Raw genomic sequence first — 15,544 nt, 5'->3', positions numbered from 1 at the left:
CTGTTTTAACACCAGCAATGAATCCAGCTTCAAATTTATTGATAAGTTCTCCATCTACTCCACCTACAAAACCAATTTTATTTGATTTAGTAGATAAGCCTGCGATAACACCTACAAGGAATGATCCTTGATCTTCTTTAAAGTTAACACTTGCTACATTTTCTTTCTCTACTACAGAGTCAACGATCGCAAAATTTGTCTCTTTTTTGCTGTCAGCCACTTCTGTTAAGGATTCTGCAAGTGCATACCCAATTCCAAAAACAAGATTAAAATCTTGACGAGCTAACTTTTGAAGATTGGTTGTATAATCAGCATCAGATTTAGACTGTAGATAAGTAAATCCATCGGGACCTTCTTTAATTCCATTTTCTTTACCAAAGGCTTGTAAGCCTTCCCACGAAGATTGGTTAAAGGATTTATCATCAATACCGCCAATATCTGTTACCATAGCTACTTTAAAGTTATCTTTCCCGCCTTCTCCTGATTTTTCTTTTGTATCCTCTTCTTTGTTCCCACAAGCACCAAGTAATGTACCAGCAGCAAGAACGACGGACAACGCTAAGCCTAATTTACGTTTTTTCAAAATGTTTACCCCCTAAGGTTTTGGTTGATTTAATAGGAATTTTCTGAAAAGGAAATCTTGTTTCCGTTTACATATCTCCATAAAAATTAATTAGACACGCTTACGAAGGACATGAAAACTAAACATATCCGTTTTAAAGTAATTAACCGAATAAAGAATTGGTTCATCCGAGCTGTCATAATGCATTTGTTTTAAGACAAGCAAAGATGCTTCAGGTTCACATTCCAGAATAGGCGAAACCTTTTCATGGTAGCCCATTGGCTCAATATTCGCTACAGCATAGCTGATTCTTCTGCCAGCCTCTTTTTCTAAGATATCAAGCAGCGATTCATCACCCTGAATAGAACTTTCCAGGAGAATATTTGTAGGGATCTTGTCCACACAATAAACAACCGGCTTCCCATTCGCTGTCCTGACACGCTCGACTAAAACCATTCCACTATCCAAATTACTCTTAAATCGGCGAGTATCGTCATCCGTTGATTCTTGGGTTGAAGAGCTTAAGAAAATAGTGCCAGGCTTCATGCCTGCTTGTTCAATCATGTCAGTGACACTGTTTAGTTGTTCTATTCCTGAAGAGACCCTCGGTTTGGTATTCACGAAAGTACCAACCCCATGCCTGCGAACAATTACGTTATCTTCTTCAAGAATTCTCAGGGCTTCTCGCAGGGTAGCTCGGCTTACACCCAGCTTCTTTGCAAGCTCAAATTCAGAGGGTAGTTTTTCTTTCTCTTTATAAACACCCTTTTCAATATCGAGCTTCAAATGATCGATAACCTGTAAATATAAGTGCCTGTTATCTGACTTAATAGACATGCAGCTTCCCCCAACTAAGTTCTTAAGACATCAGACCTCTGATGTATTATCAATTCCTACTAATCGAACATACTATATCATTAATTTGATTCAAAATAAATAGCGTTTTGCGAATTCACAAAAAAATCATTTTAGGAACATTATCCTATCCCTGCTTTTTGGGATATATGAAAATCATCCTATATGTATATTTATACACACTACATTAGGCATATAATGGCAATACGAGCTGATATCTGGTTGCAATTGATAAAGAATTATTCAGTTTTTTGTATACTTTTTCCGCTCAAACCTGACAAGATATCTTATCCTTGGATGTGTCTTATACTTTTGTTGTATAATAAAATGAAATATTTTTTTTGGAAGGATGATTACATGTTGACCATTACTGGTATTACTGTTGAAAGATTAAAAGACCCGTTTGATATCTTAACTGGGGAACGCTATGAACTGTTCCTTGATATCGAGGTGCCTGAAGATGATGAACTGGCAAGTGAAAAAGGATTGTACATACGTGTTCTTTATGTTGTAGACGACAACACTTCTAAAATTGTAAAATATGACCTGTTAGAGCGTGAAACTGATCAATTATTAGAATTTGATTTAGAAGATGATGAGCTAGCTATGGTCGATCAATTTTGCAAAGAACATTTAAAAGAAGAAGAATTGTAATAATGAAAACTCCCCCCTAAAAACAGGGGGGAGTTTTCATTCTATGATAAATTTGCTTCACTATTTGGATCTCTAGAAACTAAGACATGTCTTGGCTTACTTCCTTCGTAAGGCCCGACAATTCCTCTCGCTTCCATCTCATCGATTAACCTTGCTGCTCTTGTATAGCCTATTCTGAAACGTCTCTGAAGCATCGATACTGAAGCTGTCTGCATCTCCATAATTAAAGAAACCGCATCCTCATATAGATCGTCTTCGACTTCCCCTGTTGTTTCTACAATTTCATCTGGTATCATTTCTTCGTTATATTGAGCTTTTTGTTGTGATATTACATATTCGACCACATCTTCTACTTCATGATCTGAAAGAAATGCCCCTTGCACACGGATGGGTTTGGATGCCCCTGCCGGCAAGAATAGCATATCGCCTTGACCAAGGAGTTTCTCTGCTCCCCCCATATCAAGTATGGTTCGGGAATCCGTCATTGAAGATACACTAAAGGCAATACGAGATGGTATGTTTGCTTTAATGACTCCGGTAATAACATCGACAGAGGGACGCTGTGTCGCAATAATTAAATGTATACCCGCCGCACGAGCCATCTGAGCTAATCGTGTAATAGCATCTTCTACCTCTGAAGAAGCGACCATCATTAAATCCGCCAGCTCATCGACAATAACAACAATATAAGGAAGCAATGGCTGTTTATCATCTTCTTCAATATTAAAATGATTCACATATTCATTATAGCCTTCAATATTACGGGTTCCAGTATGTGAAAAGAGCTCATATCGGCGCTCCATTTCACTAACGACTTTTTGCAAAGCCTGGGCTGCTTTTTTCGGATTCGTTACCACAGGAGCCAATAAATGCGGAATTCCATTATAGACATTCAGTTCAACCATTTTGGGGTCAATCATCATCATCTTGACTTCGTGAGGTTTAGCCCGCATTAAAATACTCGTGATAATTCCATTAATACAGACCGATTTCCCGCTTCCAGTTGCACCTGCTACAAGAAGATGGGGCATTCTATTTAATTCAGCCTTAACCGCTTCACCAGAAATATTTCTTCCTAGTCCAATCTGCAGCTTCGAATCAGGCTTATCTACATCCTTCGCCTCAAGAACTTCTCGTAAAGAAACAATGGCCACTTCAGCATTTGGCACTTCAATACCAATAGCTGATTTACCAGGGATGGGTGCTTCAATTCGAATATCCTTTGCGGCTAATGCAAGCGCTAAGTCATCAGAGAGACTAACTATTTTGGAAACCTTTACGCCGACATCAGGATGAACTTCATACTTGGTCACAGCAGGACCCAAATGTACTTGTGTCACTCTTGCTTTGACACCGAAGCTTGTGAAGGTTCTTTCTAATTTCGCTGCGTTTTCGTGAATTAATTGATATTCACCGCTTTGATCCGCTTTTTTCGGTTCAGTAAGTAAGGTTAAGGGTGGAAGACTGTATTCTTTATTTTCTACTTCAGTAAACGTTATATTTGGCGGTGAATCATCTTCTTCCGGTTCCTTGCTTTGTTCGGTCGACTTTTGGACACTAGGAACGGGTTCCTCAGGTACCGGCACGCCGCCATAGGCTGTGTCAGCAAAGTTAGAAATAAGACGTTCAGCTGCTACCTCCGCAGACTCCTGCTCAATTTCCTCTTCGTGTACGGGTTTTCGTTTTTCAGGTTTTTGTACTTCTTTTGGTTTAGCACGTTCTTTTTTCTTTTTTTCTTTTTTATCTTGATTCCATGTCTTCATGTCATCTATAAAAGCCTGCCATTGTTCAGACATAAACCTGGTCACTGTCCCAAACACTTTTCCCAGCGTATCGCCAAGAGACTTCCCTGTCAGCAAAATAATTCCGATTAAAATAAAGATCAAGACACATATTCTAGAACCAGCTTGATCAAATAAAAAATAAGAAGCTGCAAAAAGAATTGCGCCAAACATTCCTCCGCCTAAATCGCTGGTACTTGCGGCTCCTCTTACTTCCATCCAAAATAATTCCCAAGTATTACTGATGACACTCGGTTTTTCAAATGGTCCTCCTCCTGCTAAATTCTCAAATAATTTCACATGGCTGAGAAGCAGAATACTTGCCGTAAGAAAATAAATACCAATCAGCTGCCGTTTTAAGAATACGGGTATGGACCGTTTAATCATTAAATAAAAACCGCTGACCATCACGCCTAAAAGAAGTAAGATGTACCATTCACCCATAAAGAAACGAACAAATAATACACTACTTTTTCCCACAGCTCCTAAATTTGCAATAGCAATTGCCGCTAACGCAATTAATACTAGACCCATTACTTCAAATTTCATCGTACTTTTTAGTGTATCCGTACGTTTTGTTTTTTTACGTTTATTTTTCGCCAATTTAATCACCTTACTTTTCCTGATTATCTTCTCCTCTATCATTTAAAGCCGGTATATGTATGTAATTTATCGTATAGAAAGAAGAAAGCAGCCAGATGGCTGCTGATATTCAATAGTAGTCCCAGTATATCATAATTTCACCAGTTTCGCCGTGTTATTCTAGTTTTCAAACTGAATCACCGGAAGAAAAACGCCTGGTTGTACAGACTGATTCAGGTAGTCAGCAGGATCTGTACTTAAAATGCGATCCACTCTAAACGAACGCCCTCCTTGATAGTGCACCTGAAGGGGAACACCTTGATATTGAACTTCAAATACCTGTGATAACGAAGGCGCTGCTTCAGCAAAGATTTGTTCCTCGGGTACAATCGTATAAATAGTCACTGTATGAGTCCTCCTTCCGGCAGTTCACTATTTTTATTCATCAATTCATCAAGTTTTCGCATAGCTTGACCAACACCGCCAACCGCGTGCATTAATTTATTGTCTACTGCTTCCTGACCGATAATGTTTGTTCCAATATCTCGAGTTAAATTACCTTTGGCAAACATTAATTCCTTAAATGTCTCTTCCTCTATAGCTGAATGTCTTGTTACAAATTTAATCACTCGTTCTTGCATTTTATCTAAATACTCAAATGTTTGCGGGACGCCGATAACCATTCCTGTCAACCGGATTGGATGAATGGTCATGGTAGCTGTTTCCGCAATAAATGAATAATCACATGAGACCGCAATTGGCACGCCTATCGAATGACCTCCTCCTAAAACGATGGAAACAGTCGGTTTAGAAAGTGATGCGAGCATTTCTGCAATAGCCAAGCCCGCTTCGACATCTCCCCCCACCGTATTCAAAATAACCAATAAGCCTTCAATCGAAGGATTTTGTTCAATCGCTACGATCTGAGGGATAACATGTTCATATTTAGTTGTTTTATTTTGCGGCGGTAGTTGCATATGACCTTCAATTTGCCCAATAATCGTTAAGCAATGAACTTTTGAGTCTTTAGACAATTGCGGGACATTGGTTTGACCCAGTTGTTGAATTTTTTCAATTAAAGTTGAATTTTTTACTTCCTGACGCCCTTCATCTGGACTTGGTGTTTGCTCCACTATAACGTGCCCCTTTCTATTTGCGTATGAATTTATTATTGTCCCTGTTGCAAAAGTTCATCCCTTTTATAACTAAATCAAAAAAGCCCTGACCGTAACCAGTCAAGGGCTTCATTGATACGTTTATGAAATTTCCATAATGATTGGTAAAATCATCGGACGTCTTTTTGTTTTTTCATATAAAAACGAATTAAGGGTGTCGCGCATATCCTGCTTGAGGGTCGACCAGTCAAACGGCTGGCGCGATCCATTTTTCTTAACTACAGCCGTAACAACTTCCGTTGCTTCTTCAAGTAATTTCTCAGACTCTCTTACATAAACAAAGCCTCGCGAAATGATTTCAGGTCCTGCGGCAATCGATTTATCTGATCGATTCAAGGTGACAACCACAAGCAATATTCCATCTTGCGAAAGCAGGCGGCGATCACGAAGAACGATATTCCCAACATCCCCAACCCCGCTTCCGTCAATCAGAACATTTCCTGATGTTACTTTAGACGCTAGTCGGATTCTGTCTTTCTTCACTTCAATGACATCGCCCTTATCTGCAACGATAATGTTCTCTTTCGGGATTCCTGCAGCGATTCCCACTTTTTCATGAGAAAATAGATGACGATATTCCCCGTGTACGGGAATTAAGTACTCAGGCTTCATTAAATTAATCATCATTTTTAGTTCTTCTTGGCTGCCATGGCCTGACACATGAACACGCTGCTTAGATGAAACGACATTAGCGCCGACTCTAAAGAGCATATCTACGGTTTTAGACAGAATTAATTCGCCCCCTGGAAGCGGTGAAGCTGCAATTAAGACCGTATCTCCTTGCTTAATGGCGACTTGTTTATGTGATTGCTTAGCCATCTTTTGAAGTGCCGTAATAGGCTCTCCTTGATGCCCTGTTGAAAGGATGACAATTTCTTTGTCTTCATAGTGATGGATTTCCGATACGGGAATAATGCTCTCTTCTTCCACGTCTAAATAACCAAGGTTTAAAGCTGTTTCATATACACGTTGAAGGCTCTTGCCAACAACCGCAACTTTTCTGCCCGTTTGAACAGCAGCATTAAACACGAGTTGAATACGATTCACATTCGAAGCAAAGCAGGCTACTATGATCCGGCCCGGCGCATTATAAAAGGCTTGGGCCATTTCAGTTGCAACTAGAGCTTCTGATGGGGTATAGCCTGGTTTTTCCGCTCCTGTACTGTCAGACATTAAGCAGAGAACTCCTTCTTCCCCGATTCTTGCCATTTTCCCAATTTCAGGCTTATAAATACCAGCAGCTGCTTGATCGAATTTAAAATCACCCGTATAGACAATTGCGCCTTCTGATGTATGAATGACAATCCCGACTGAATCCGGAATGCTGTGATTGGTCTTAAAAAAGGTGATGTTTGCTTCAGGAAACTCAAGAACAGTGTCAGATGTAATTTCTACAAATTCCGCATCTTCATAATAGTCTGCTTCTTTAAGGTGCGCTTGTATAAGTGCAAGTGTAAGCTTTGCTCCGTAAACAGGTACATCAATATATTTCAAAACATAAGCAAGGGCGCCCATATGATCTTCATGACCATGACTGATAAAGATCCCTCTTAATCTATGTTTATTCTCCATAATATAACTTATATCTGGAATGACAGCGTCAATTCCCAGCATTTCTTCTTCTGGGAACATCAATCCTGCATCAAGCATGAATAGATCTTCATTTACCTCAACTACATACATATTTTTACCTAATTCACCTTGTCCGCCAAGGGAAATAATTTTGATGCCTTGGTTCTTTTTGTCTCTAGCCAATCCGGTTTCCTCCTTCAAATATATCGCCGTGCACGTTATTCTCTACCCATTATAACCGAAGAAGAAAAAACATGACAACTTATTACTTTTTTACGGATTTATGTAAGTTTATAAAATACTGAAAAGTCGCAAGAAAAAATAGTAATCGCCTTCATCTTTTATAAAAAAACAAGTCAACCCACTTAGAATCGACTTGTTTAAGTAAAAAAACTTATTTAGACAACAGATCGCTTAAAGTTGTTCTTTCTTGTTCAGTTAGTGGAACGAGCGGAAGCCGTACACCTCCGACATCAATACCAGAGAGCTGTAGAGCGGTTTTAACAGGTGTAGGGTTAGGTGCTGCAAACAAAGCAGTAGTCAGCGGCAAGAGCCTCTGGTGTTCTCTAGCAGCCTCCCTTAGGTCGCCGGTTACGAAGGATTGAATCATCTGCTGCATATCATTCCCTACAACATGAGAAGCAACGGATACAACCCCTGAGCCACCAATGGCTAACACAGGGAGGGTAAGTGCATCGTCCCCGCTGTATAAGCGGAAGTCTCCGTCCGTATTCGCAATTATTTCAGTCATGGCGTTCAAATTACCGCTCGCTTCTTTAACTGCGACAATATTAGAAATTTTAGAGAGCCTGCAGATGGTTTCAGGTTCTATATTGACAGCGGAACGGCCGGGAATATTATAAAGCATTACCGGCAGGGCAGTACTTTCTGCAATCGCCTTAAAATGTTGATACAGTCCCTCTTGATTCGTTTTACTATAATAAGGAGCTACCAGCATCACTGCATCCGCACCGTTCGCTTCTGCCCTTCTCGTTAACTCGATTGAAGCATATGTGTTGTTGCTCCCTGTCCCCATAATAACAGGAACCCGCTTATTCACGACGTTTACAACATGGCGGAGCAGAGCAATTTTTTCTTCTGCTGAAAGCGTTGGAGATTCCCCTGTCGTTCCAGCAATAACCAATGAATCTGAGCCGTTTTCAATTAAGTAATTAATCAGCGTGGCCGTCTTGCCAAAGTCAAGGTTCCCCTTTTTATCAAATGGCGTAACCATCGCTGTTGATACTCTTCCAAAGTCAATCATTAAACACACCTCTTTATAAAAATACTATCTTTCTGTCAGCGGAGATGCCGACGCATCTTCATGTAAATGGAAAGCATCATGAAGTGCGTTTACAGCGTCCACTAGGTCTTCAGCTTTTACCAGCACCCAAATAGTTGTATGGCTGTCTGCAGACTGAAGAATTCCAATTCCTTTTTCTGAAAGGGCTGTGACGATTTTAGAAGCTACTCCTGGTACACCATTTATCCCGCCGCCGACAACAGACACCTTCGCGCAGTTTCGTTCAACAAAAGGCTCATAGCCCAAGTTCGTCAATGTTTCAATAGCTCGTTCAGTCATTTCTTCCGTCACCGTATAAACGACCGCATTTGGTGATATATTGATAAAATCAACGCTGATTGAAGCTTTTGCCATGGCTTTAAAGACTTCTGATTGTAAGTTGTACTGATCTTTTTTTGCTTTCACCTTAATTTGAGTGATGTTAGAAACATGAGCAATTCCCGTTACTAATCTTTCGCGGATATCGCTGCCCTTCGTTCCCTTAGTCACATTTGTTACAAGTGTTCCGATACCATCTGTATAAGTGGATCGAATTCGAATCGGAACTTATGCCTGCATAGCAATTTCCACCGCTCTAGGATGAATCACTTTTGCTCCCTGGTATGCCATGTTACATACTTCATTATACGTAACGACTGAAAGCGGTCTTGCATGTTCAGCTATCCGAGGATCGGCTGTCATGATTCCCTCAACATCGGTAAAGATATCAACCCATTCAGCGGAAAGTGCTGCACCTAGTGCAGCTGCAGAGGTATCGCTGCCGCCGCGGCCAATTGTCGTAATGTCACCCGTTTTCGCAGCTCCTTGGAACCCGGCAACCACAACCACATCATTGGTCTCTAATTCTTTTACCAGCCGTTCACACTTCATTTCCATTATTTTAGCATTGGTATGATCGCTGTTCGTATGGAAACCCGCTTGAGCACCTGTAAAAGCTGTAGCTTTTATATCATGCTGAAGAAGCATATTCGTAAATACTATAGAAGAAATTGTCTCTCCGACAGAGAGCATTAAATCCTGTTCACGTTTGGTTAATTTACTTTCAGTTCCTCCCGCAAGAGAAAGTAGTGTGTCAGTTGCGTACGGTTCCCCTGCTCTGCCCATTGCCGAGACTACAGCCACTACCTTATAGCCTTCACTTAGTGCTTTTTTTATATGTCGCTTAGCATGTGAACGGCTTCCCTCGTCACGGACAGAGGTTCCCCCGAATTTCTGGACGATGATTTTCATTTAGCACACCTCAAATACAAGCCAAGTTTACCCCTGGCGCTGCGTTTTCATAGTACATTTATTTAATAGTCACTAAGTTTAATTTAAGCAGGCTTTCTGCAATTTGTACAGAATTCCACGCCGCTCCTTTTAGAAGGTTATCAGAGACAATCCATAAATGGAAGCCTTTTGATTCATCAAGGTCTTTTCTTATTCTTCCGACAAATACTTCATTTCTGCCAACGGATGTGGCAGGCATAGGATAAACTTGGTTATCCGGATCATCTTGAAGAACAACTCCCGGCGCTTTCTTCAGTAATTCTTTAATATCTCCTGCTGAAACCCCATCCGTGTCAATTTCAACATAAACAGACTCAGAATGACCTGTTTCTACAGGCAGACGTACACAAGTAGCTGCCACACTTAACTCCGGCATATGCATGATTTTTTTAGTTTCATTAATCATTTTCATTTCTTCAAATGTAAACCCATTGTCCTCAAACTTATCAATCTGAGGGATAACATTGAAAGCAATTTGATAATGATTCTCCCCGCTGCCTACTGGAAGGATTTTTGGTTCAATTTCTTTGCCTTCAAGAAGATCGCGTGACTGCTCCTTTAATTCAGCAATAGCAGCGGCTCCTGCTCCAGATACAGCCTGATACGTTGAAACAACTACTTTGCTTATGCCGTATGCTTTGCGCAGTGGTTCTAGGGCTGCTACCATTTGGATAGTCGAGCAGTTCGGATTAGCAATAATACCATTATGTTTAAGAAGATCCTGTTCATTTACTTCTGGTACGACGAGCGGAACATCCGCTGCCATACGAAAAGCGCTTGTATTATCGATTACGATTGCGCCGCGTTCCACGGCTGCAGGAGCCAATTCTTTTGATACACTTCCTCCTGCACTGAATAAAGCGATATCTATTTCTTCAAAGCTTTCAGGTTTTGCTTCCTGAACAACGTATTCTTTATTCTTAAAGGTTACTTTTTTACCTGCAGAACGAGCCGAGGATAAGAGAAGAAGATTCTTTATAGGCAGATTTCTAGATTCAAGTGTTTTAATCATTTGCTTTCCAACTGCACCGGTTGCTCCTATAACTGCTATGTTTAGTCCCTGTATCTCTACCATTGTCTATTTCCCCTTTTCATCAAACCTTGACTGTAAAAAGCCAAAAGCGTTAATTATCATTTTTATGTTAGAATATCACCCATTTTAACATATTAACGTCTCAAAGAAATAGACTTTTACTAAATATTCGGGATATATAGCAGTTGATCTGGAACTCATTTATTTATACCTCTTTATAGGGCTCAATAATCACAGGCTGCAATTGTTCCGCGCTTAACGCGGCCACGATTGTTTCCCGAATTAAACTCATTCTTGCAACCATACTGTTCGGTTTATTAATCGGATCATCCTGCCCATAGGGAACAAAATATAAATCTTTTGCTGCCATTAGTCTCATTAAATTAACACCATTAAGACCTAATGCATCGTTGGTGGAGATTCCGAGAACTACTGGCCGATGATTCCTCATTGTGGCCTTCGCAGCCATTAATACAGGACTGTCAGTCAACGCATTAGCCATCTTGCTCATCGAATTCCCCGTCATAGGAGCAATGACCATGCAAGCTAACGGCATTTTTGGTCCCAACGGTTCTGCTTTTACAATTGTATCGACAACAGGATAACCCGTCAATTTTTCGATACGAGCAACCCAGTCTTCCCCCTTGCCAAACCGAGTTTCTGTATTCTTTACTGTCCCAGATACAATGGGAATGACGTCTGCTCCCTCATTAACCAGCTTTTCTATTTCAGGATACACATCATCATAAGTACAATGGGAACCCGTTAACCCGAAACCAATTCTGACACCCTTAAGATTCATTTTTGCTTCCCCTTTCATTTTTCATATCTTCTTCAACTAGCTGTGATAAGGCATTAGCTAAGATTCGCCCTGCCGTTTTAGGCGCAACAATTCCTGGAAGGCTCGGTGCTAGTAATGCTTTAATCCCCCTTTTTTCAGCATAGCGAAAATCAGTACCTCCGGGCTTTGAGGCTAAATCAATAATGAGTGTATGAACTGGCATGGCTGCAAGTACACTGGCTGTAAGAATCGGATGGGGTACTGTATTTACACAAATATCAACATCCCTCATCACATGAACCAGTTCATTAAAATGAAACGGCGTTAACCCCATTTCTATAATGCGAGCGATATCTTCACTCTTGCGGGCGCCTACCTTTACTTTTGCACCCATAGCTTGAAAGGTTCTAGCGGTCGTCATTCCAACACGTCCAAGTCCGAGCACGGCAATAGTAGAACCATGAATGGTAAAGTCAGTATGCTGAATGGCCATCATAATTGTCCCTTCAGTAGTAGGGATGGAATTATAGATAGCAACATCATCTCGCTCAAATAACAAAACTAAACGACGGTTTGTTTTTTTAACCAGAGTATCTAAATAAGTATTGCTGATTCCGGAATAAATCGTACAATGTGACGGAGTTTTAGAAAGGACTTCATCTGTAAGGTACACTTCTTCGTTCGAAAAGATGGTTTCCACCTTTCCCTCAAGATTCGTTCCAGGAACAGGCAGGATAATGGTATCAACTTCAGAAAAATCAACATCTTCAACTTTCTCTTTGACTGCACCAGTAAAGGCATGATCGAGTTGTTCAAAGCCTATTAAACTAAGCTTCGCATCCATTTCAGTTAATTTACGGATAACCTCAAGCTGACGCGCATCTCCACCTATTACTGCAATTTGCATGCCTGTTAGCATCAAACGGTCACCTACTTTATTGAAAATGGCTTCTTTCCGTAATTCGTACATTCACAGTGTATGTGGTTAAAAAAAATGAGTGTTTGGACTGTAGGTAATGATTTTATCTTCCGCAGATTCACTAAAAAAAGCAAAAAAAAAGCCGCTCGAAAGCGGCTTCAACCAGCGAGACTATTCGATTGATGAATTGTACAACACCCGCACAGAAAAGCATCGGAAGCGCACATGGTTTGGCTATTTTCGCACTTAAATCCGCTCCAAGCGCACAGAAATTTGTCTGTTTCACACACTTTTCCCCTTGTTCCACAGATAATCAATCAGACGCGCAGTACCCAGCACTATATATTTTCCCAGCAAAAAAACTCAAAACCTGTATCAAGTACAGGTTTTGAGTTTTTATTTCCAGCTGTCCATCGGACTGACTAGGGATATTGAATAATGATCAGTGAAAATACGATTAGCAAGCATGTTGACACTTTCAATTGAAACTTCATCAATTAAGTATATGATATCGTCCAGTGAACGATGATTTTTAAGGAGCAGCTCATTTTTACCATTACGGCTCATTCTGCTGTTTGTTGATTCTAATCCTAGCATCAAACTTCCTTTTAGCTGCTCTTTGCTATTTCTTAGTTCTTTTTCACTTATGCCATCTTTCTTTAATAAGGCAATCGTCGATTGGATCGTTTCGAACAAGCTGTCGAGTTGATTAGCACCTGTTCCGCCATAGACAGTAACCATTCCACTATCTTGGTATGCAGAATGATACGAATAGACTGAATAAGCTAGTCCTCTTTGTTCACGCACTTCCTGGAAGAGTCGGCTGCTCATACTGCCGCCAAGAATATTATTTAATGTGATTAGGCTGTACATATCAGGGTCACCCATTGGCAGTCCTTCAAATCCTAGACATAAATGAGCCTGCTCTGTTTCTTTCTTACGCGTTAATTTGTTTTGATGGAAAACGGGTTTATCCAGAACATGATTTGTTGTTCCGCCGGTATAAGAACCAAAGAATCCTTCCGCTTCCTTAATAAGTTTTTCATCTACATTTCCAGCAATTGAAATGACTACACGATCTGGAGTATAAAAATCATGTACATATTGTTTCATTGTGCTGTTTGTAAATGTTTCGAGCGTACTTTCAGTTCCGAGAATTGGATAACCAAGTGCGTTATCTCCGTAAACAGCTTTGCTTAACAAATCATGTACAATGTCGTCAGGTGTATCTTCATACATTTTAATCTCTTCGTAAACAACATTTTTTTCTTTTTTCATTTCTTCTTCATCAAACGTCGAATTGAAGAACATATCGGCTAGGATTTCTAATGCAAAGCTAGCGTGCGTATCAAGGACTTTCGCATAGTAGCAGGTATATTCCTTTGAAGTGAAGGCATTAACCTGCCCTCCGATGCTGTCGAATGCCTCAGCAATTTCTCTAGCATTTCGAGTCGCGGTCCCCTTAAAGAACATATGTTCCAAAAAGTGAGATATACCATTTAATTCAGGTGTTTCATCTCTTGAACCTGTTTTAATCCATACACCAATTGCAACTGAGCGGACTGTTGGGATATTTTCTAGTACAACTCTTGCTCCGTTTTGGCATGTATATTTCTTAATCAACAAACATTCCTCCCTAGTTCTTGTTGCTCATTTCGCTCTCACTTACTCATGCGTATGAACGATTCTTTTTTCATTTACTGCTTCTGTTACAGTCACAACATGAAAGTTTTGTTTCTTAAACTCCGTGATTAACTGGTCAAGTGAGTTTGCCGTCGATTCGGTCGGATGCATCAACACAAAGGCACCAGGGTGAATTTTGGAAAGGACCCGCTTTTGCAATAATTCCGGACTCGGTTTTTGCCAATCTATGGTGTCCACACTCCATAATACCGTATTTAAACCGAGTGAGTCTGCAATTTTGACTGTTTCTTCTCGAAAACTTCCACTCGGCGGAGCAAACCAGGTGACATCCTTGCCCGTAACTGCTTTTATCACTTCAGTCGTTTTTTGAATTTCATCCTTGGAAGCTTGGCTTGAAATCCGTTCCATATTCGGATGTGAATAAGAATGGTTGCCGATTTCATGCCCGCCCTCTGCTATCATCTTAGCCAATTCGGGATTGTTTTTAGTCCATCTTCCTTCTAAAAAAAAGGTCGCTTTCACTTGATGTTTTTTGAGGTCTGCCAGCATATCCTGGAGATATTCGTTTCCCCATGCCACATTAATCAACAAGGATACGGTCGGTTTCTCTGGATGAGCTCGGTAAATAGGTACTGCTTCTAGTTCATTTAGATGGACGGAAGGTGGAATTTGATCAAAAATGAGTTTCTTTTTATTGAATACTCCGTTCTTTTTCATCAGCTTGTAGGAGTCCTTTACGTTTACCTGCAGACCATTTAATCCTGGAACCCTCTTCCATACCCGATCAATTCGTGCGTTTTGTGGAGCTACCTCATACTTTGAGGCACTTTGTTCAATTTCTAAATAAAGCGAATCCTTCTCTTTAACCGTACCTGTGACGACAACAGATGGTTTTGTTAAACCAGCTACATATTGATCAGTATAAGGATTTTGCACCATTAACCATGATATACCTGCTATCATACAAATCGCAACTAAACGTTTCCACTTATTGCCCATTTCCACTGCCTCCTTCATACATAGCTTGCTTTCGCAAGTACCCTTAGGATGGCTTTGCTCAACCTCTTTAGTCATAAAAGATATACACTCTTTTTTCCCAAAGAAAAGAAAAAAGCTCTATTCCCTTGTCCTTATTAAAAAGAGTATGAAATAGAGCAGTGGCGTAGAACATTGAATGGGTTTTTAGCATAGCAAAAAAGGCAGTGCGAATTCACAAGGAACCGCCTGCCTTTTTCCTTAATTCTCATTATTCTTGAGAATTAGCTGCTTCTTTTTGAGCTTTTAAAACGGCTTTGCGAGAAAGATTAACCCGCCCTTGCTTATCAATTTCAGTAACTTTCACTTCAATTTCATCACCAATTGCCAAGATATCTTCTACTTTGCCGACTCTTTCCTCAGCAAGCTCAGAAATATG

Annotated in this window: 15 protein-coding genes and 1 pseudogene; 1 reads left to right on the top strand and 15 read right to left on the bottom strand. The window is 40.3% G+C overall.

The window, feature by feature from the left end:
- Together AC52RT_RS07270 and AC52RT_RS07265 are read right to left on the bottom strand one after the other, a co-directional pair.
- On the bottom strand, window positions 1-583 hold a 583-nt coding region (locus tag AC52RT_RS07270), incomplete at its 3' end, for a BMP family lipoprotein (RefSeq protein WP_495540122.1).
- Window positions 584-673: 90 nt separating this feature from the next.
- Entirely contained in the window at window positions 674-1,399 is a 726-nt protein-coding gene (locus tag AC52RT_RS07265) for a GntR family transcriptional regulator (protein WP_495540121.1), read from the bottom strand.
- A gap of 345 nt (window positions 1,400-1,744) precedes the next feature.
- Here AC52RT_RS07265 and AC52RT_RS07260 point away from each other — a divergent pair, with 345 nt between their 5' ends.
- Entirely contained in the window at window positions 1,745-2,071 is a 327-nt protein-coding gene (locus AC52RT_RS07260; protein ID WP_495540120.1) for a DUF6509 family protein, read from the top strand.
- A gap of 41 nt (window positions 2,072-2,112) precedes the next feature.
- Here the strand turns inward: AC52RT_RS07260 and AC52RT_RS07255 are convergent, their stop codons facing one another.
- The 13 genes and pseudogenes from AC52RT_RS07255 to AC52RT_RS07195 all read right to left on the bottom strand — a co-directional run.
- Entirely contained in the window at window positions 2,113-4,455 is a 2,343-nt protein-coding gene (locus AC52RT_RS07255; RefSeq protein ID WP_495540119.1) for a DNA translocase FtsK, read from the bottom strand.
- A gap of 159 nt (window positions 4,456-4,614) precedes the next feature.
- Entirely contained in the window at window positions 4,615-4,839 is a 225-nt protein-coding gene (locus AC52RT_RS07250) for a YlzJ-like family protein (protein ID WP_495540118.1), read from the bottom strand.
- On the bottom strand, window positions 4,836-5,570 hold the full coding sequence (locus AC52RT_RS07245) for a ClpP family protease (protein ID WP_495540125.1): 735 nt from the start codon (window positions 5,568-5,570) through the stop codon (window positions 4,836-4,838). Before AC52RT_RS07245 ends, AC52RT_RS07250 begins: the two co-directional genes overlap by 4 nt.
- 120 nt (window positions 5,571-5,690) lie before the next feature.
- On the bottom strand, window positions 5,691-7,364 hold the full coding sequence (locus AC52RT_RS07240) for a ribonuclease J (RefSeq protein WP_495540117.1): 1,674 nt from the start codon (window positions 7,362-7,364) through the stop codon (window positions 5,691-5,693).
- Window positions 7,365-7,575: 211 nt separating this feature from the next.
- A complete protein-coding gene (dapA, locus tag AC52RT_RS07235; RefSeq protein ID WP_495540116.1) occupies window positions 7,576-8,445 on the bottom strand; it encodes a 4-hydroxy-tetrahydrodipicolinate synthase in 870 nt (289 codons plus the stop codon).
- Between the two features lie 24 nt (window positions 8,446-8,469).
- Window positions 8,470-9,714: pseudogene (gene dapG, locus AC52RT_RS07230) on the bottom strand (aspartate kinase).
- 58 nt (window positions 9,715-9,772) lie between these two features.
- Entirely contained in the window at window positions 9,773-10,828 is a 1,056-nt protein-coding gene (asd, locus tag AC52RT_RS07225) for an aspartate-semialdehyde dehydrogenase (RefSeq protein WP_495540115.1), read from the bottom strand.
- Window positions 10,829-10,991: 163 nt separating this feature from the next.
- Window positions 10,992-11,588: a dipicolinate synthase subunit B gene (locus tag AC52RT_RS07220; protein WP_495540114.1), complete on the bottom strand. Its 597-nt coding sequence runs from the start codon at window positions 11,586-11,588 to the stop codon at window positions 10,992-10,994.
- Window positions 11,578-12,486, bottom strand: coding sequence for a dipicolinic acid synthetase subunit A (gene dpaA, locus AC52RT_RS07215; RefSeq protein WP_495540124.1), 909 nt, complete (start codon window positions 12,484-12,486; stop codon window positions 11,578-11,580). Before dpaA ends, AC52RT_RS07220 begins: the two co-directional genes overlap by 11 nt.
- 121 nt (window positions 12,487-12,607) lie before the next feature.
- The gene (locus AC52RT_RS07210) at window positions 12,608-12,772 is read right to left on the bottom strand and encodes a hypothetical protein (RefSeq protein WP_495540113.1); all 165 of its coding nucleotides are present in this window, start codon (window positions 12,770-12,772) and stop codon (window positions 12,608-12,610) included.
- A 110-nt stretch (window positions 12,773-12,882) separates the two neighbouring features.
- Window positions 12,883-14,109 (bottom strand): M16 family metallopeptidase, encoded by a 1,227-nt coding sequence (locus AC52RT_RS07205; RefSeq protein ID WP_495540112.1) that lies wholly within the window; start codon window positions 14,107-14,109, stop codon window positions 12,883-12,885.
- Between the two features lie 42 nt (window positions 14,110-14,151).
- Entirely contained in the window at window positions 14,152-15,129 is a 978-nt protein-coding gene (locus AC52RT_RS07200) for a polysaccharide deacetylase family protein (protein WP_495540111.1), read from the bottom strand.
- Window positions 15,130-15,376: 247 nt separating this feature from the next.
- The coding region (locus AC52RT_RS07195) for a S1 RNA-binding domain-containing protein (protein ID WP_495540123.1) at window positions 15,377-15,544 on the bottom strand (168 nt) is incomplete at its 5' end.

Source organism: Peribacillus sp., assembly GCF_059453735.1.
This window is presented reverse-complemented; position numbering and strand designations above follow the sequence as displayed.

Bases quoted from the DNA above. Each gene is read 5' to 3' on its own strand.
- dpaA (WP_495540124.1), bottom strand. From the start codon at position 12,486: ATGCTAACAGGCATGCAAATTGCAGTAATAGGTGGAGATGCGCGTCAG.
- asd (WP_495540115.1), bottom strand. From the start codon at position 10,828: ATGGTAGAGATACAGGGACTAAACATAGCAGTTATAGGAGCAACCGGT.
- AC52RT_RS07260 (WP_495540120.1), top strand. From the start codon at position 1,745: ATGAAATATTTTTTTTGGAAGGATGATTACATGTTGACCATTACTGGT.
- dapA (WP_495540116.1), bottom strand. From the start codon at position 8,445: ATGATTGACTTTGGAAGAGTATCAACAGCGATGGTTACGCCATTTGAT.
- AC52RT_RS07220 (WP_495540114.1), bottom strand. From the start codon at position 11,588: ATGAATCTTAAGGGTGTCAGAATTGGTTTCGGGTTAACGGGTTCCCAT.
- AC52RT_RS07200 (WP_495540111.1), bottom strand. From the start codon at position 15,129: ATGGGCAATAAGTGGAAACGTTTAGTTGCGATTTGTATGATAGCAGGT.
- AC52RT_RS07265 (WP_495540121.1), bottom strand. From the start codon at position 1,399: ATGTCTATTAAGTCAGATAACAGGCACTTATATTTACAGGTTATCGAT.